Raw genomic sequence first — 17,784 nt, 5'->3', positions numbered from 1 at the left:
GGCGCGGCAACAGTTCATCCGTACGCAGGTAAATACGCGGGTTTGCGTGCGATCAGGCCGGTTTCTGAGGCGACGCAAGTTGCCAAAGTGCATTTCAACGTCGATTTCCGCCCTGAGCGGACCGGCGGCCGCGAGCTTCGGCGTTTCCGGCTAAAATCGATGCATTGTCCCTATTGGAAGCACCATGAAAATCGCTTTTCTTGCCGATCCGCTTTCCGGATTCAAGATTTACAAGGACTCGACCTTCGCCATGATGCGCGAGGCGGCCAAGCGAGGCCATGCCATCTACGCCTTCGAGCAGCGCGACATGGCGCTGCAGGAAGGCGTCGTGATCGCGAATGTGGCGCGCATCCACCTGACCGGCGATACGGATGCATGGTACCGCGCCGACCCGGCCGAGACGGTGGAGCTGTCCACCTTCGACGCCGTCATCGAGCGCAAGGATCCGCCTTTCGACATGGAATACGTGTACGGCACCTATCTGCTGGAACTGGCCGAGCGCCAGGGCGCGCGCGTGTTCAACCGTCCCTCGGCGATCCGCGACCACAACGAGAAGCTGTCGATCTGCCAGTTCAGCGAGTTCACCTCGCCGACCCTGGTCAGCTCGAACCTGGCCCAGCTGCGCACCTTCCACGCCAAGCATGGCGACGTCATCTACAAGCCGCTGGACGGCATGGGCGGCGCCGGCATCTTCCGGGTGCGCGAGGACGCCATGAACCTGGGCTCGATCATCGAGACCCTGACCGACAACGGCCGCCACACCATCATGGCCCAGAAATACATCCCGGCCATCGTCAAGGGCGACAAGCGGGTGCTGGTCATCAACGGCAAGCCGGTGCCCTTCGCGCTGGCGCGCATCCCCCAGGGCAGTGAGGTGCGCGGCAACCTGGCGGCCGGCGGCGTCGGCGTGGCCCAGCCCCTGACGGAGCGCGACCGCGAGATCGCCGAGACCCTCGGCCCCGTCCTGGCCGCGCGCGGGCTGTTGCTGGTAGGATTAGACGTGATCGGCGATTTCCTGACCGAGGTGAACGTCACCAGCCCCACCTGCTTCCAGGAGATCACCGACCAGACCGGATTCGACGTGGCCGCGATGTTCATCGACGCGGTCGAGCTGCAGGCGCAGCAGGCCAGGAACAACTGACATGGTAGGCATACTCTTGATGACCCACGCGCCGCTGGGCCAGGCATTCATCGCGGCGGTCGCGCATGTGTTTCGCGGCCCGACCGAGCGTTTCGAGGCGATCGACGTGACCGCCGACCAGGACCTGGGCGAGGTCAACTGCCTCGCCAAGGAAGCGATCGCACGCCTGGACGAGGGCGACGGCGTGCTGGTGATCACCGATATCAAGGGCGGCACCCCGTCCAACTGCTGCAATTCGCTGGCCGACGCCGGCCACGTGGAAATCATCGCCGGCATCAGCCTGCCCATGCTGCTGCGCGCGATCACCTACCGCCGCGACACGCTCGACGTGGTGGTGGAGATGGCCCTGGCCGGCGCCCAGAACGGCGCGGTACGGGTGGACAACCGCATCCGGGTAGGGTCGAGCTGAAGCGGCGCACCGGTGCGCGCCCTGGCGGACCGCGCGCACTCCTTACTAGAACAACGACATCGAGAATATGATTCAACAGGAACTTGAGATCATCAACAAGCTGGGGCTGCATGCCCGCGCTTCCGCCAAATTCACGCAGCTGGCCGCGAAGTTCCAGAGCGACGTCTGGCTGACCCGCAACGGCCGCCGCATCAACGCCAAGTCGATCATGGGCGTCATGATGCTGGCCGCCGGCAAGGGCGCCAAGGTGCTGCTGGAAGCGGATGGCCCGGACGAGCAGCAGTGCGTCACCGCGCTCGCCGGCCTGATCAACGACAAGTTCGGCGAAGGCGAGTAATGCCGCGCGAAGCGGCTGCCGCCCGCCATACGGGACCCTCGATGGCATCGTTCACGCTCCACGGCATTCCGGTATCGCGCGGGATCTCGATCGGGCGCGCCCACAAGCTTACCCCGGCCGCGCTCGACGTCAAGCACTACCTGGTGCCGGAAGAGCAGGTCGAGGCCGAGGTGCGCCGCCTGCAGGACGCCATCGCCGAGGTGCACCGCGACCTGCAGGAGCTGTGGACCGACCTGCCCAAGGACGCCCCCACCGAGCTGGGCGCCTTCATCGACGTCCACGCGCTGATCCTGTCCGACCCGATGATCTCGGAGGCGCCGCTCGACATCATCCGCTCGCGCCACTACAACGCCGAATGGGCGCTGGTGACCCAGATCGACGAGCTCTCGCGCCAGTTCGACGAGATCGAGGACGAGTACCTGCGCGAGCGCAAGCACGACATCCAGCAGGTGGCCGAGCGCGTGCTCAAGGTCCTGCTGGGCACCGCGCTGAGCGTGCCGCCGGTGTTCGCCGGCGAGGACCAGGCGCCGCCCCAGATGATCGTGGTGGCCCACGACATCTCGCCGGCCGACATGCTGGCCTTCCGCGACCGCGACGGTGGCCCGCGCTCCTTCATCGGCTTCGTCACCGACGTCGGCGGCCAGAACTCGCACACCGCGATCGTCGCGCGCTCGCTCGACATCCCGGCGGCGGTGGGCATGAGCCAGGCCTCGCGCCTGATCGAGCAGGACGACTGGGTCATCATCGACGGCGACGCCGGCGTGGTGATCTGCAATCCGAGCCAGCTGGTGCTGGAGCAGTACCGCGCGCGCCAGAACGCCCTGATCAAGGCGCGCAAGCGCCTGCTCAAGCTCAAGAAGACCCCGGCGGTGACCAAGGACGGCACCGCCATCACGCTGCTGGCCAACATCGAGCTGCCGGACGACTGCCCGGCCGCGCTGGAAGCCGGCGCCAACGGCGTGGGCCTGTTCCGTTCCGAATTCCTGTTCATGGGACGCGGCGCGCAAGGCCTGCAGATCCCGGGCGAGGACGAGCAGTTCGAGCAGTACCGCAAGGCGGTGCTGGCGATGAAGGGCCGCCCGGTGACCATCCGCACCCTGGACGTGGGCGCCGACAAGCCGCTCGACCCGACCGAGCACACCGCGCTCAACCCGGCCCTGGGCCTGCGCGCGATCCGCTACTGCCTGGCCGAGCCGCAGCTGTTCCTGACGCAGCTGCGCGCCATCCTCAGGGCCTCGGCTTTCGGACCGGTGCGCATCCTGATCCCGATGCTGGCGCACGCCTTCGAGATCGACCAGACCCTGAACCTGCTCGAGCAGGCCAAGGCGCGCCTGCGCGAAGACAAGCTCAAGTTCGACGAGGGGATCGAGGTCGGCGCCATGATCGAGATCCCGGCCGCCGCGCTGGCGCTGCCGATGTTCGTCAAGCGCATGGACTTCCTCTCGATCGGCACCAACGACCTGATCCAGTACACCCTGGCCATCGACCGGGTCGACTACGAGGTGGCGCACCTGTACAATCCGCTGCACCCGGCGGTGCTGCAGCTGATCGCCAACACCATCGCCACCGGCCACAAGGCCGGGCTGGACGTGGCGGTCTGCGGCGAGATGGCCGGCGACGTCAAGCTCACCCGCCTGCTGCTGGGCATGGGGCTGCGCGAATTCTCGATGCACCCGGCGCAGATCCTCTCGGTGAAGCAGGAAATCCTGAACTGCGACCTGAACGCCATCACCAGCCGCACCCGGCGCATCCTGCGCTCGGTGGAACCGGGCGAGATCGCCGCGGCCGTCGAGCAGCTGCAAGCGCTTTAACGCACTCTCCGCACCACATAAAAACACGCGAAACACCTTCATGGGATCTCTTGGAATAGTCACACCGCAGGCGATGCACTTCCCTGAGCCGCTGCGCCTGCAAAGCGGCGCACAGCTCGGCGACTACACGCTGATGTACGAAACCTACGGCACGCTGAATGCCGACAAGTCGAACGCCGTCCTGATCTGCCACGCGCTCAACGCCTCGCACCACGTGGCCGGCATGTACGCCAACAACCCGAAGAGCGCCGGCTGGTGGGACAACATGGTCGGCCCCGGCAAGCCGGTCGACACCAACCGCTTCTTCGTCATCGGCATCAACAACCTGGGTTCCTGCTTCGGCTCGACCGGCCCGATGCACACCAACCCGGCCACCGGCAAGCCTTACGGCGCCGCCTTCCCGGTGGTGACGGTGGAAGACTGGGTGGCGGCCCAGGCGCGCCTGGCCGACCGGCTCGGCATCGAGCAGTTCGCCGCCGTCATGGGCGGCTCGCTGGGCGGCATGCAGGCCCTGTCCTGGAGCATCCTGTTCCCGGAGCGCCTGCGCCACTGCATCGTGATCGCCTCCACGCCCAAGCTCTCGGCCCAGAACATCGCCTTCAACGACGTCGCGCGCCAGGCCATCCTGACCGACCCGGACTACCGCGGCGGCGACTTCTACGAGCACAACGTGGTGCCGAAGAACGGCCTCAAGGTGGCGCGCATGGTCGGCCACATCACCTACCTGTCGAACGACGACATGGCGGAGAAGTTCGGCCGCAAGCTGCGCAACGCCGCGGAGAGCGACGACTACAAGTTCGACTTCGGCATCGACTTCGAGATCGAATCCTACCTGCGCTACCAGGGCGACAAGTTCTCGGAATACTTCGACGCCAACACCTACCTGCTCATCACCAAGGCGCTCGACTACTTCGACCCGGCGCGCGAGCACGGCGGCGACCTGGCCAAAGCCCTGGCCGGCACCCGCGCCCAGTTCCTGCTCGCGTCCTTCACCACCGACTGGCGCTTCTCGCCCGAGCGCAGCCGCGAGATCGTCGAGGCGCTGGTATCGAACCGGCGCAAGGTCACCTATGCCGAGATCGACGCGCCGCACGGCCACGACGCCTTCCTGCTGGAAGATCCTCGCTACATGAACGTGGTGCGCGCCTACTACGACCGCATCGCCCAGGAATTCGCCGGGGAGGGCGCATGAACTTCAAGGAACTCAACGCCCTGCGTCCCGACCTGGCCTTCATCGCCCACTGGGTGAAGGAAGGCGCCCACGTGCTCGACGTCGGCTGCGGCGACGGCGCCATGCTGCGCTACCTGGAGCTGGACAAGCGCTGCACCGGCTACGGCATCGAGATCGCCGACGACAAGGTCCTGGAAAGCACCAGGCGCGGCATCAACGTGATCCAGCACGACATGGAAGAGGGCCTGGGCCTGTTCGGCGACAATGCCTTCGACACCGTGCTGTGCCTGTCCTCGCTGCAGATGATGCAGCACGTGGAAGCGCTGTTGCGCGATATCGTGCGCGTGGGCCACGAAGCCATCGTCTCCTTCCCGAATTTCGCCCACTGGCCGCATCGCCTGGCCCTGCTCAAGGGCCGCATGCCGGTCTCGCGTGCGCTGCCCTACCAGTGGTACGACACGCCCAACGTGCGCTGCGCCACCATCTATGACTTCCAGGAACTGGCGGAAGAGTGTGGCCTGGAAGTGCTGGAGTGCGTGGCGCTGGCCGAGGGCAAGCCGGTGACGGTGCTGCCCAACCTGCGCGGCAGCCTGGCGGTGTTCCGTCTGCGCAAGAAAGTAAAACCGGTACCGGCGAGCTGAAACAGCTTCTTACACTTTATGTGCGGTGGCGGCTTGTTCGTGCTCAGGCCGTGCGCGATGATGGGCACCGTTGAGCGTGTTGCTCGTCCCGTTTACTTTCTGAGAGGATAGAGCTGCCAAAAACAGCCTATCGATGATGAACATGAAGAAACTAAAACAACTCGTAATGTGCCTGTCGCTGGCGGGCGTCGTTGGCGCCATGCCCGTCGCTCCCGCGGCGGCGCAGGACTCCCGCCAGCAGACCGAGGTCCAGGACGGCATCCGCGTCAAGCCGCTGTCGCGCACCCGGGTCCTGATCCCGGAAGAGCAGCTGAACGAAGCCGCGGCCCAGCAGTACACCACCATGATGGGCGAAGCCCAGCAGAAGGGCGTGCTGCTGCCGGATTCGCATCCGGAAGTGAAGCGCCTGCGCGCCATCGCCCAGCGCATCATTCCGCATGCGCCGCGCTGGAACCAGAACGCCGCCCAGTGGCAGTGGCAGGTCAACCTGATCGACGCCAACCAGGTGAACGCCTTCTGCATGCCGGGCGGCCGGATCGGCTTCTTCACCGGCATCCTGAGCTCGCTCAAGCTGACCGACGACGAAGTGGCGGCCGTCATGGGCCACGAGATCGCGCACGCGCTGCGCGAGCACGGGCGCGAGCGCATGGCCAAGTCGAGCCTGACCGGCATCGGCGCGCGCGTCGGCGGCGCCCTGATCTCGGGCATCTTCGGGATCGACCCCAACATCACCGGCACGGTCGCCAACTACGCCGGCCAGATGCTGGTGCTGAAGTTCTCGCGCGACGAGGAACGCGAAGCCGACCTGGTGGGCCTGGACATCTCGGCGCGCGCGGGCTACGACCCGCGCGCCGGCATCGCCCTGTGGCGCAAGATGGCGGCCCTGGGCAAGCGCACCCCGCTCGAGATCCTGTCGACCCACCCGGGCGGCGAGACCCGCATCGCCGACATCGAGTCGCACATGAACGTGCTGCTGCCGCTGTACGCGCGCACCAAGGGCACCAGCGCGGCCAAGCTGCCGCCTTACCGCACCAACGTGGCCTTGCGCTGAACAGGAATGGGTAATGGGTAGTGGAAGGAAGGGGCGCCAGGCCGAAGCCAATGCCTACGTGCCCCTGCCGGTGCGCGACGGGGTCTCGCCCAGCTATCTGTGGCTGACTGAAACGCGCGCCGGCGGCATGCTGCGCTTCCTGGCGGAGCGCTATCCCGATGTGACGATTGATTCCTGGGCGGCGCGCCTGGCGCGCGGCGAGATCGTCGACGCCAGGGGCGAGCCGCTGCGCGCCGACACCCCGGTGCGCCAGGGCATGCGCATCTGGTATTACCGCGAGCTGGAGCAGCCCGAGACCCCGATTCCCTTCGAGGAGCGGGTGATCCACCTGGACGAGCACCTGCTGGTGGCCGACAAACCCCACTTCCTGCCGACCATCCCGACCGGGCGCTTCCTCAAGGAGACCCTGCTGGTGCGCCTCAAGCGCCGCTACGGCCTGCCGCACCTGGTGCCGATCCACCGCCTGGACCGCGAGACCGCGGGCGTGGTGATCTTCTCGCACAACCCGGACACGCGCGGGGCCTACCAGTCGATGTTCCAGAAGCGCGTGGTGAAGAAGACCTATGAAGCCCTGGCGGGCGTCATCGAGGGCAGGGACTTCCCCTTCACCTACCGCAGCCGCATGCGGGACGGCGCCGAGCAGTTTTTCATCAGCGAAGAGGTGGAAGGCGAGCCGAATTCGGAAACCCTGATCGAACTGATCGAGCGTCGCGGCATTGTTGCGCGCTACCGCCTGCACCCGCACACCGGGCGCAAGCACCAGCTGCGCCTGCACCTGGCCGCGCTCGGCGCGCCCATCCTGAACGACGCCTTCTATCCGGTGGCGCTGCCCTGCAAGGGCGACGACTTCAGCGCGCCGCTGCAGCTGCTGGCGCGCTCGATCAGCTTCCCCGACCCGCTGAGCGGGGAAGAGCGCAGCTTCGCCAGCGGACTCGCGCTCGACTGGCCCTGAGCCTTCCTATTGGCCGAAGCCGGGCTGGACCGAGCCGACGATCGTCACCTGGTCCAGCGGGTTGTCGATGGCCGTGGGCGTGACGCCGCCGTCGGTAGCGGGGCTGCTGGTCACGCTGGAGGCGGTGGATAGGGCAAGGCCGCCCGCGACCACCAGCAGCGGCGCCAGGATGCCTTCGATGGAGACGCCGAGCGCCGTCTTGGCGCCGGCCAGTCCGGCGTCGTCTTCCTGCCAGAACTTCAGCGTATGCGCACCGACCGCCAGGTCTAGGGAAGGCATCCAGCTCCACTTGCCGTCGTAGCCGGCGCGGACATAGCTCTCGACTTCCTGGCCGTCGATCTCGATGTGGATGCGGGCGTTGGCTTCGGCGCCCGTGCCCTGGATGAGCGGCCGGGCGATGCGCGTGATGGCGTCGCCGATGATGCCGCTGTCGCTGCCGGCCGCGATGACCGGCAGGGCCAGGGCGCCGGGCGCGGTCTGGTCGACGTGGAAGCTGCCGTAGCCGGACAGGTAGAGCGCGCCGAAGTCGATATAGGCGTCGGTCAGGACGTTGCCGTGCGCATCCTTCAGCTGCTTGGCCAGTCCGCCGAGGTCGCCGATGCCGAGATAGTTTTCGTCCGCATCGCCCGCCTGAACGGTGTAGCGGAAGCTCAGCTCCTGCCAATCCGCGCTGGCGCCTTCCAGGACGGCGCGGCCGCCGTTGCTCATGGTGACATAGCGTTCCTGGTCGCCGAACAGGGTGACGGATTCGTTGAAGCGGATGGTGAAGCGGACCGAGTCGCCGGTGCCCAGCGTGCCGGCGCTGTAGCCCTGGGCCCAGGCGTCCACGGCCACCGGCGCGGCCGTATCCAGGCCGACCGTGTTGAACGAGAGCCCCTCGCTGCGCAGGGAATTGCCGGCCATGTCGGCGACGTCGTATAGGAACAGCATCACGTTCGCGTTCGTCATCAGGCGATGCTGGTCCGCCGGGATCGTCAGGATCTTGCGGTCGGGAGACAGGTTCAGTTCGCTGATGGGAATATAGGTGGTGACCGGATAGGCTTCGCCCACGCGCGTGTGGACCTCGATGCGCGGCGATTCGTCGTTGAAGTACACGGCTTCGTCGAACTCGATCACCAGCGTGCCCGCGACGTCGAAGTCGGGCGGGAGCTGGTCCGGCGGGGCCGAGGCCGGCGAGACGGTCACGAGCGGACCGGTGCCGTCGACGGTGACCTGCTTGTTCATCACCAGGATCTCGCCGCCGGCCTTGGTGGCCCGGACGACGATGTCGTGGACGCCCTCGGTCCAGTATTCCTCGCCGTCGTACACCCAGTACAGGGCGCCGCCCAGCTGGTGGAACTGGATGTCGGCGTTGCCGATCGGGACGCCGCCGATGCTCAGTTCGAAGTTCTGTTCCGGATCCGCAAAATCGCCGAAGAAGACGCCGCCGACGGAACGCGAATTGGCGTCGCTGATCAGGCCGTCGGTTGGATCCTGGCCGTCGTCGTAGACATACAGGAAGGAGCTGGCCATGTTGACCGCGTAGGCCGGCAGCGGCTCGAAGCCGGCGCCGGCATTGCCGGCTAGGTCGCGCACATTGCCCATGTTGACGCCAAAGACGCCCAGGGCCGGCTCCTCGATCCCATCGGGCAGGCTCAGGGTGACGGTCCAGGTCTTGCCGCCGTCGCTGCTGGCCAGTCCGGACAGGTCGGCATCGCTGGCATAGATGGCGTCCAGCAGGCCGCTTTCGCGTACGGCTTCGGAAAAGCGGAGGGTCGCCACCAGGTCGTGGGCGGCGTCCAGGGTCGAACCATCGAAACTGATCCCCTCGAGCGCCGGGGCGGCCGTGTCCGCGCTGCGGTCGGGCGGCGCGAAGCTGACCGTACCCGGCACCGTGATGCCGGTGTAGGCGAGCAGCGCGGCGTCGAGCAGGACGCCGTCGGCCATGTACACGTGATAGGTGCGGCCGGCGCTCAGGCCGCTGGCTTCCAGGATGACGTGATTGCCCGACAACTGCAGCTGGCTCACCGGGACCGCGAGCGTTTCGGTGGCGCCGACGATGCGGATGGCCTGCTTGCCGGTCATCCGGTCGACCACGGTCTGGACCGCGCCGTCCGTGACGTAGACCACGCCCTGGCCCCGGGCCATCACGGTCGAGAATTCCATGTCGATCTGGAAGCCTGAATCGGTTTCGGTGCCTTTCGAGCTCAGCAGTTTCGCCGCCGACGCGACGCTGCTCAGGCTGGCGGTACGGACGTTGCTGGAGGAGAGGGAAGCGGTGCTCGTGGACGAGGTGGTGGTGGCGTTCATCTGGCTCTGCGCTGAAAGCTTTGGTGACCGGGCAAGGAAAAATGCTAGCCGGAAATTGACAGGCAGATAGTATCAACAAAACAGCATCGTGGATGGCATCAGGGGGTGGATGCCATGCTGTTTGCATCAAAAATGCCACACATCCCCCCGGGGTGGGGGGATTCGGGGGGAGGCCGGAGGAGCTTTAGAGCGCGTAATCGATGATCAGCGGCGCGTGGTCGGAGAAGCGTTCGTCCTTGTAGATCGAGACCGCCTTGGCGCTGGCTGCGATGCCCGGGGTGGCGACATGGTAGTCGATGCGCCAGCCCACGTTCTTGGCCCAGGCCTGGCCGCGGTTGCTCCACCAGGTGTAATCGGCGGCTTCCGGGGCGACCACGCGGTGGACGTCGACCAGGCCCAGCTCGTCGAAAATGCGGGTCATCCAGGCGCGTTCTTCCGGCAGGAAGCCCGAATTCTTCTGGTTGCTCTTCCAGTTCTTGAGGTCGATTTCCTTGTGCGCGATGTTCCAGTCGCCGCAGATGACGACCTCGCGGCCTTCCGCCTTCAATTCCTGCAGGTGTGGCAGGAACACTTCCATGAAGCGGAACTTGGCCAGCTGGCGCTCGGGCGAGGACGAGCCGGACGGGCAGTAGACCGAGATGACGGTCAGGTTGCCGAAGTCGCAGCGGGTATAGCGGCCTTCGGCGTCGAATTCGGCGCAGCCGAAGCCGATGCGCTTGTTGTCGGGGGCCAGGCGGCTGTAGACGCCGGTGCCCGAATAGCCCTTCTTTTCGGCGTAGTGGAAGTGGCCGTGGTAGCCGTGCGGGCGCAGGAATTCCTCGGTCATGTCGGCTTCCTGGGCCTTGAGTTCCTGGACGCAGACGAAGTCGGCCTCCTGGTTGGCGAGCCAGTTGAAGAAGCCTTTCTTGTGGGCGGAGCGGATACCGTTGAGGTTTGCGGAGATAATTCGTGGCATGTAAGGGACGGTGTTGGCTGGGCAGCAGGGGCGGCGATGACGCTGGCCGGGTCCGCGGTTTAAAATACTGCCACTTTTTTCTAGATGGGGTTACTGTGAACAATTTGCGCCAAGAGTTTATCGCTTTTTCGGTCTCGACGGGAGTGCTGCGGTTCGGCGAGTTCACCACGAAGGCGGGACGCCAGTCGCCGTACTTCTTCAACGCCGGCCTGTTCCACGATGGCGCGACCCTGGGCCAGCTGGCGCAGTTCTACGCCCAGACCCTGCTTGACTCGGGCGTCGAGTTCGACATGCTGTTCGGCCCGGCCTACAAGGGCATCACCCTGGCCTCCGCGACCGCGGTGGCGCTGGCCGGCAAAGGCCGCAACACCTCCTACGCCTACAACCGCAAGGAAGCCAAGGACCACGGCGAAGGCGGCACCATCGTCGGCGCCAAGCTTGCCGGCAAGGTCGTGATCGTGGACGACGTGATCTCGGCCGGCACCTCGGTGCGCGAATCGGTTGACATGATCCGTGCCGCGGGCGCCGAGCCGGCTGCGGTGCTGATCGCGCTGGACCGCATGGAACGCTCGGGCAAGGACGGCGCGTTGTCGGAGAACTCCGCGGTGCAGGAAGTCGCGCGCGAATTCGGCATCCCGGTGATCTCCATCGCCAACCTGGACGACCTGTTCGGCTACCTGTCGGGCCAGGCCGCCGATCCGCAGCTGTCCCAATTCAAGGACGCCGTCGCCGCCTACCGCACCCGCTACGGCATCTGACAAATAGGGTCAGAGTCGAATTGCTGGAAATTCCCCAGAATTGCCAAACAAGTCGACTCCGACCCCCATTCCCCGTCACTTTCCCTGCCGACCCCACACTGGGGTCAGAGTCGATTTATTGGGAAATTCCCCAAAGTTGTCAAACAATTCGACTCTGACCCCAATTATCTGGGGCGAGCTGAGCGGCCGTTTTTGTTCCAGCTGAGAATGAAATGGCCTTCGTTTTGAGCTGGATCAAATCTGGCTTTGTCGACATTTCGCGCAGTAGCAGAAAACAATTGGGGTCAGAGTCGAATTGTTGGGCAATTACTCAAAGTTGCCAAAGAATTCGACTCCGACCCCGGTTGTCGAAGGTGGATTGCTGAGTAAACAAATTAGGGTCAGAGTCGAATTGCAGGAAATTCTGGAGAATTTCCCAACAATTCGACTCTGACCCTTTTGTGTTTGACCCTATTTGTGGAGCCTGTGGCTTAGCCGGCGAGTTTTTTCTTCAGCAGCTCGGTGACCTGGGCCGGGTTGGCCTTGCCTTTCGAGGCCTTCATCGTTTGGCCGATCAGGGCGTTGATCGCGGCTTCCTTGCCGGCGCGGTATTGTTCGACCGACTTGGCGTTGGCGGCCAGGACTTCGTCCACGATCGCTTCGAGCGCGCCCGTGTCGGAGATCTGCTTCAGGCCCTTCTGCTCGATCACGATGTCGGCCAGGTGCTCGTCGGTGCTCTTGGCTTCCCACATCGCGGCGAACACTTCCTTCGCGGCCTTGTTCGAGATGGTGCCGTCGGCGATGCGCTTGAGCAGCAGCGCCAGCTGCGAGGCTTCGACCGGCGAATGCGCGATCTCCACGCCTTCGCGGTTCAGGGTCGAGGACACGTCGCCCATCAGCCAGTTCGCGGCCGCCTTGGCGTTTTCCTTGCCGGCCTTGGCGACCACGGCTTCGAAATAGGTCGCCATCGCCTGCGAGGAGGTCAGCACCAGGCTGTCGTACTCCGGCAGGCCGTAGTCGCCGGTGAAGCGCGCGCGCATCGCGCCCGGCAGTTCCGGCATGTCGTTCTTCACGCGGTCGATCCACTCCTGCGAAATCACCAGCGGCGGCAGGTCCGGGTCCGGGAAGTAGCGGTAGTCCTGCGCGTCTTCCTTGGTGCGCATCGAGCGGGTTTCCTTGCGGTCCGGGTCCCACAGGCGGGTCGCCTGGATCACCTTGCCGCCGTCTTCGATCAGCTCGATCTGGCGCCGCACTTCGTAGTGGATCGCTTCTTCCATGAAACGGAAGGAGTTCAGGTTCTTGATCTCGCAGCGGGTGCCGAATTCCTTCTGGCCGACCGGGCGCACCGAGACGTTGACGTCGCAGCGGAACGAACCTTCCTGCATGTTGCCGTCGCAGACGCCCAGCCACACCACCAGCGAGTGCAGCGCCTTGGCATAGGCCACGGCTTCGGCGGCGCTACGCATCTCCGGCTCGGACACGATCTCGAGCAGCGGCGTGCCGGCGCGGTTCAGGTCGATGCCGCTCATGCCGGCATAGTCCTCGTGCAGCGACTTGCCCGCGTCTTCCTCGAGGTGGGCGCGAGTCAGGTTGACGGTCTTGGTCTCCAGCTTGCCGTCCTTCTCGTAGGCGAAGCTGACCGTGCCGCCCTGGACCACCGGATCCTCGAACTGGCTGATCTGGTAGCCCTTCGGCAGGTCGGGGTAGAAGTAGTTCTTGCGTGCGAAGACCGAGTGCGGCGCGATCTTCGCGCCCACGGCCAGGCCGAAGCGGATCGCGCGCTCGACGGCGCCGCGGTTCAGCACCGGCAGCACGCCAGGCAGCGCCAGGTCGACCGGGCTGGCCTGGGTGTTCGGCTCGGCGCCGAACTTGATCGAGCTGCCGCTGAAGATTTTCGAGTTGGTCGTGAGCTGCACGTGGTTCTCAAGACCGATGACGACTTCCCATTGCATAGTTGTTCTCTCTTTCCTGTCCTCAGACGCCTTCCGGCGCGCGCTGGTGCCAGTCGGTCGCTTGCTGGTACATGTGCGCGATGTTCAGCAGCTTGGCTTCGCCGAAGTAGTTGCCGATGATTTGCAGGCCGACCGGGCGCTTGCCGCCGGCGCCGCCGAAGCCGCAGGGGATCGACATGCCCGGCAAACCGGCCAGGCTGGTCGACAGGGTGTAGATGTCGGCCAGGTAGTTCGCCACCGGGTCGTTCGCCTTCGAGCCCAGGTCCCAGGCCACGGTCGGGGCCACCGGGCCCATGATCACGTCGCACTGGTCGCGGAACACGGACTGGAAGTCGTCGGCGATCAGGCGGCGGATCTTCTGCGCCTGCACGTAGTAGGCGTCGTAGTAGCCATGGCACAGCACATAGGTGCCGACCATGATGCGGCGCTGCACCTCGCGGCCGAAACCTTCGGCGCGGGTTTTGCGGTACATGTCCTGCAGATCCTTGTAGTCCGCGGCGCGGTGGCCGTAGCGCACGCCGTCGAAGCGCGACAGGTTGGACGAGGCTTCCGCCGGGGCGATGATGTAGTAGGTCGGGATCGACAGCGCCGTCTTCGGCAGCGAGATCTCGACCAGGGTGGCGCCCAGCTTGACGAATTCATCCAGCGCCGCGCGCACCGCCTGCTCGACATCCGCGGCCAGGCCTTCGCCGAAGTATTCCTTCGGCACGCCGATCCGCAGGCCGTTCAGGGGCTTGTTCAGGTCGCGGGTATAGTCCTCGCCGATATTGCCCTGGTCCGGGGTCAGGCTGGTCGAATCGCGCTCGTCGAAGCCGCTCATCTCGTTCAGCAGCAGGGCGCAGTCCTCGGCGGTCTGGGCGATCGGGCCGCCCTGGTCCAGCGAGGAGGCGAAGGCGATCATGCCGAAGCGCGACACGCGGCCGTAGGTCGGCTTGATGCCGGTGACGCCGCAGAAGGCGGCCGGCTGGCGGATCGAGCCGCCGGTGTCGGTGGCGGTGGCGGCCGGCGCCAGGCGCGCGGCGATGGCCGCGGCCGAGCCGCCCGAGGAACCGCCCGGCACGGCCAGCGCATCCCAGGGGTTCTTCACCGCGCCATAGGCCGAGTTCTCGTTGGCCGAGCCCATCGCGAATTCGTCCAGGTTGACCTTGCCCAGCGTGACCATGCCGGCCGCCTTGAAGCGGTCCACCACGGTGGCGTCGAAGGGGCTGACATAGCCTTCCAGGATCTTCGAGCCGGCGGTGGTGCGCCAGCCCTGGGTGACGAAGATATCCTTGTGCGCGATCGGCACGCCGGTCAGCGGGCCGGCGGTGCCTTGCGCGAGGCGCGCGTCGGCGGCGGCCGCCTGCGCCAGCGTCAGTTCCGGGTCCACGTGCAGGAAGGCGTTATGGCCGCTGGCCTCGATGCGGCCCAGGTAGTGGCGCGCCAGTTCGGTGCTTGAGACCTGCTTGCTGTGCAGGGCTGCGGACAGCTCTTTGATGGTCTTGGTGTGCATGTGCGTGTCGATTCGTAAAAGCGGTTTACTCGATGACCTTCGGCACCAGGTACAGGCCGTCCTGGGCCTTCGGCGCCGGCGCCTGGTAGTCTTCGCGGCGGTTGGCCTCGGTGACCACGTCGTCGCGCAGGCGCAGCGGCAGCGCCAGGATGGCGGCCAGCGGCTGTGCCAACGGCGCAACGCCGCTGGTGTCGACCGCCTGCATCTGCTCGGCCAGCGCGAAAATACCGTTCAGCTCGCCCAGCATGGTCTCGGCATGGGCCTCGTCCATATCGAGCTGGGCCAGGTTGGCGATGCGTTTTACGTCTGAAAGGGTCAGGGACATGATGTCGGGCGCGGCGCGAAAGCGCGCGCAAAATGTGGTTGAGCGAATAATGAATGTTGGCAACTTACCAGCCAACGGCATGCTACGGCCGATAAAAGCTTGGAAACAGCGCCGATCTCGCACTCGAATTAGGGGGTAAAAGCCCTTGTATTCGGCATGTAAACATCAAATTATAAGGTAGAATGGCGGGCTAATGCGTTGTCGTGCCGAAAGCTGCCGCAGCGTATGACAAGACCGCGAGGCCCAGTGAAACCTAAGAGGGCGGGCGCGGCAAGGACATCCCGATCAATGTTTAGGCGCACATTGATGCGCATCAGGACACTCATGTTTGGTTTTTTACGCAGCTACTTCTCGAACGACCTGGCGATTGACCTCGGCACCGCCAATACGCTGATCTACGTCCGCGGCCTGGGCATCGTCCTGGACGAACCGTCCGTCGTGGCGATTCGCCAGGAAGGCGGCCCCAACGGCAAGAAGACGATCCAGGCGGTCGGCAAGGAAGCGAAACAGATGCTGGGCAAGGTGCCGGGCAATATCGAAGCCATCCGCCCGATGAAAGACGGCGTGATCGCCGACTTCACCGTCACCGAGCAGATGCTCAAGCAGTTCATCCGCATGGTCCACGACTCCAAGTTCTTCCGCCCGTCGCCGCGCATCATCATCTGCGTGCCTTGCGGTTCGACCCAGGTCGAGCGCCGTGCGATCCGCGAATCGGCGCTTGGCGCCGGCGCTTCGCAGGTCTACCTGATCGAAGAGCCGATGGCGGCCGCGATCGGCGCCGGCCTGCCGGTGTCGGATGCGACCGGCTCGATGGTGGTCGACATCGGCGGCGGCACCACCGAGGTGGGCATCATCTCGCTGGGCGGCATGGTCTACAAGGGTTCGGTGCGCGTGGGCGGCGACAAGTTCGACGAAGCCATCGTCAACTACATCCGCCGCAACTACGGCATGCTGATCGGCGAGCAGACCGCCGAGGCGATCAAGAAGGCCATCGGTTCGGCCTTCCCGGGTTCCGAAGTCAAGGAGATGGAAGTCAAGGGCCGCAACCTGTCCGAAGGCATCCCGCGCTCCTTCACCATCTCGTCCAACGAGATCCTGGAAGCCCTGACCGACCCGCTGAACCAGATCGTGTCGGCCGTGAAGAACGCGCTGGAACAGGCGCCGCCGGAACTGGGCGCCGACATCGCCGAGAAGGGCATGATGCTGACCGGCGGCGGCGCGCTGCTGCGCGACCTCGACCGCCTGCTGATGGAAGAGACCGGCCTGCCGGTGCTGGCGGCCGAAGATCCGCTGACCTGCGTGGTGCGCGGTTCGGGCATGGCCCTCGAGCGCATGGACAAGCTGGGCTCGATCTTCTCGTACGAATAAGACAGGTGTCAGGCCAGGGCGGGCAGGGCGTGCGGTTACACCGTGCGCATCCTGCCCGCCTTGACATTCGTAGGCCGCATTTCCTTTACTAAGCGTCATGCAATACAGTCCTCCGCCGCTCTTCAAACAAGGCGCCCCGGCGCGCGTCAAGGTGATCGTGTTCGCGCTCATCTCGCTCGTGCTGCTGGTGGTCGACGCCCGCATGAACCTGCTCTCCGGGGTGCGCCAGGTCGCGGCCACCGTCCTCTATCCGGTGCAGATGGCGGCCCTGATGCCGCGCGAGGCGCTGGGCTCCATGGGCGGCTATTTCTCCTCGCTGTCTTCGCTGCAGAAGGAAGTGCGCGAGCTGAAGAACCAGCAGCTGCTGCAGGCGCGCCAGCTCCAGCAGGCCCAGTTCCAGACCGCCGAGAACGCCCACCTGCGCCGCCTGATGGAAGCGCGCGAGCAGCTGCCGGTCAAGACCCTGATGAGCGAAGTCCTGTACGACGCGCGCGATCCCTCGACCCGCCGCATCGTGCTCGACCGCGGCGCGCGCGCCGGCGTGGTGCTGGGCCTGCCGATCGTCGACCATGCCGGCGTGATCGGCCAGGTCACCCGCGTCTTCCCCTTTACTTCCGAAGTCACGCTCCTGACCGACAAGGAACAGGCGATTCCGGTGCAGGTATTGCGCTCGGGCCTGCGCAGCATCGCCTACGGCCGCGGCCAGTCCGGCCTGCTCGACCTGCGCTTCGTGGCCCAGGACGCCGACATCCAGGTCGGCGACGTGCTGGTCACCTCGGGCCTCGACGGGATGTACCCGGCCGGCCTGGCGGTGGCGCGCGTGATCCAGGTCGAGAAGGCCGCTGGCTCCTTCGGCCGCGTGGTCGCCCAGCCGCTGGGCGGCATCGACCGCAACCGCCAGGTGCTGGTGATCATGTCGCAGATGCCGCTGCCGCCGCGCCCGGCGCCGGAAACCGCCAAGGCGGGTGGACGCAAGCTGCCCAAGATGGAACCGGTACCGCTGCCGCCGCTGCCGGCTTCGCCGCTGCCGCCGCAGGCGCCCCCCGGCGCCCAGGCCCAGACGCAAACCGCGCCGGTGAGCGGCGCGGTCACGGGCGGCGCTCCCGCCCAGCCCGCGCCGGCAACGACCGCGTCTCCCGCCACCCGTCCGGCA

16 protein-coding genes are annotated in these 17,784 nt (G+C 65.8%); 11 read left to right on the top strand and 5 right to left on the bottom strand.

From position 1 onward, the window contains the following. The first annotated feature begins 184 nt into the window (after positions 1-184). From gshB to KBW95_RS21725, 8 genes are all read left to right on the top strand, one after another. Complete coding sequence (gene gshB / locus KBW95_RS21760; RefSeq protein WP_211526398.1) at positions 185-1,141, top strand: glutathione synthase; 957 nt, start codon at positions 185-187, stop codon at positions 1,139-1,141. A gap of 1 nt (position 1,142) precedes the next feature. Beyond that, complete coding sequence (locus KBW95_RS21755) at positions 1,143-1,550, top strand: PTS sugar transporter subunit IIA (RefSeq protein WP_211521436.1); 408 nt, start codon at positions 1,143-1,145, stop codon at positions 1,548-1,550. 67 nt (positions 1,551-1,617) lie between these two features. After that, complete coding sequence (locus KBW95_RS21750) at positions 1,618-1,887, top strand: HPr family phosphocarrier protein (RefSeq protein WP_211521435.1); 270 nt, start codon at positions 1,618-1,620, stop codon at positions 1,885-1,887. Positions 1,888-1,928: 41 nt separating this feature from the next. Further along, complete coding sequence (gene ptsP / locus KBW95_RS21745) at positions 1,929-3,698, top strand: phosphoenolpyruvate--protein phosphotransferase (RefSeq protein WP_211529337.1); 1,770 nt, start codon at positions 1,929-1,931, stop codon at positions 3,696-3,698. A 40-nt stretch (positions 3,699-3,738) separates the two neighbouring features. Continuing rightward, positions 3,739-4,890: a homoserine O-acetyltransferase gene (locus KBW95_RS21740; RefSeq protein ID WP_211526397.1), complete on the top strand. Its 1,152-nt coding sequence runs from the start codon at positions 3,739-3,741 to the stop codon at positions 4,888-4,890. Continuing rightward, a complete protein-coding gene (gene metW / locus KBW95_RS21735) occupies positions 4,887-5,510 on the top strand; it encodes a methionine biosynthesis protein MetW (protein ID WP_211526396.1) in 624 nt (207 codons plus the stop codon). The genes KBW95_RS21740 and metW overlap by 4 nt, the downstream gene beginning before the upstream one ends. Before the next feature lie 142 nt (positions 5,511-5,652). Continuing rightward, a complete protein-coding gene (locus KBW95_RS21730; RefSeq protein ID WP_211529321.1) occupies positions 5,653-6,561 on the top strand; it encodes a M48 family metallopeptidase in 909 nt (302 codons plus the stop codon). Between the two features lie 13 nt (positions 6,562-6,574). Next, entirely contained in the window at positions 6,575-7,513 is a 939-nt protein-coding gene (locus KBW95_RS21725; protein ID WP_211526394.1) for a pseudouridine synthase, read from the top strand. Positions 7,514-7,519: 6 nt separating this feature from the next. Here the strand turns inward: KBW95_RS21725 and KBW95_RS21720 are convergent, their stop codons facing one another. Both KBW95_RS21720 and KBW95_RS21715 read right to left on the bottom strand, forming a co-directional pair. Beyond that, positions 7,520-9,802, bottom strand: coding sequence for an Ig-like domain-containing protein (locus tag KBW95_RS21720; RefSeq protein ID WP_211529320.1), 2,283 nt, complete (start codon positions 9,800-9,802; stop codon positions 7,520-7,522). 184 nt (positions 9,803-9,986) lie between these two features. Continuing rightward, positions 9,987-10,757 carry an exodeoxyribonuclease III gene (locus KBW95_RS21715; protein ID WP_211526391.1) on the bottom strand — a complete coding sequence of 257 codons (771 nt, stop codon included), beginning with the start codon at positions 10,755-10,757 and terminating at the stop codon, positions 9,987-9,989. Positions 10,758-10,852: 95 nt separating this feature from the next. Between KBW95_RS21715 and pyrE the strand changes: the two genes are divergently transcribed. Further along, entirely contained in the window at positions 10,853-11,515 is a 663-nt protein-coding gene (gene pyrE / locus KBW95_RS21710) for an orotate phosphoribosyltransferase (protein WP_211526390.1), read from the top strand. Positions 11,516-11,985: 470 nt separating this feature from the next. On the opposite strand, the gene gatB is transcribed toward pyrE, so the two are convergent. From gatB to gatC, 3 genes are read right to left on the bottom strand one after another with little or no spacing between them, the layout of a single operon-like run. Next, complete coding sequence (gene gatB / locus KBW95_RS21705) at positions 11,986-13,446, bottom strand: Asp-tRNA(Asn)/Glu-tRNA(Gln) amidotransferase subunit GatB (protein ID WP_211529319.1); 1,461 nt, start codon at positions 13,444-13,446, stop codon at positions 11,986-11,988. A 22-nt stretch (positions 13,447-13,468) separates the two neighbouring features. Next, complete coding sequence (gene gatA / locus KBW95_RS21700; protein ID WP_211529318.1) at positions 13,469-14,938, bottom strand: Asp-tRNA(Asn)/Glu-tRNA(Gln) amidotransferase subunit GatA; 1,470 nt, start codon at positions 14,936-14,938, stop codon at positions 13,469-13,471. 25 nt (positions 14,939-14,963) lie between these two features. Beyond that, positions 14,964-15,263: an Asp-tRNA(Asn)/Glu-tRNA(Gln) amidotransferase subunit GatC gene (gatC, locus tag KBW95_RS21695; RefSeq protein WP_211526387.1), complete on the bottom strand. Its 300-nt coding sequence runs from the start codon at positions 15,261-15,263 to the stop codon at positions 14,964-14,966. Positions 15,264-15,587: 324 nt separating this feature from the next. Here gatC and KBW95_RS21690 point away from each other — a divergent pair, with 324 nt between their 5' ends. Together KBW95_RS21690 and mreC are read left to right on the top strand one after the other, a co-directional pair. Next, complete coding sequence (locus tag KBW95_RS21690) at positions 15,588-16,631, top strand: rod shape-determining protein (RefSeq protein WP_159696538.1); 1,044 nt, start codon at positions 15,588-15,590, stop codon at positions 16,629-16,631. Between the two features lie 97 nt (positions 16,632-16,728). Continuing rightward, on the top strand, positions 16,729-17,784 hold a 1,056-nt coding region (gene mreC / locus KBW95_RS21685; protein WP_211529317.1), incomplete at its 3' end, for a rod shape-determining protein MreC.

This window comes from Massilia sp. ZL223, from assembly GCF_018119395.1.
GTDB lineage: Bacteria > Pseudomonadota > Gammaproteobacteria > Burkholderiales > Burkholderiaceae_D > Telluria.
Note: the sequence above shows the minus strand (reverse complement) of the source record. Positions and strands in the feature narration are given on the sequence as shown.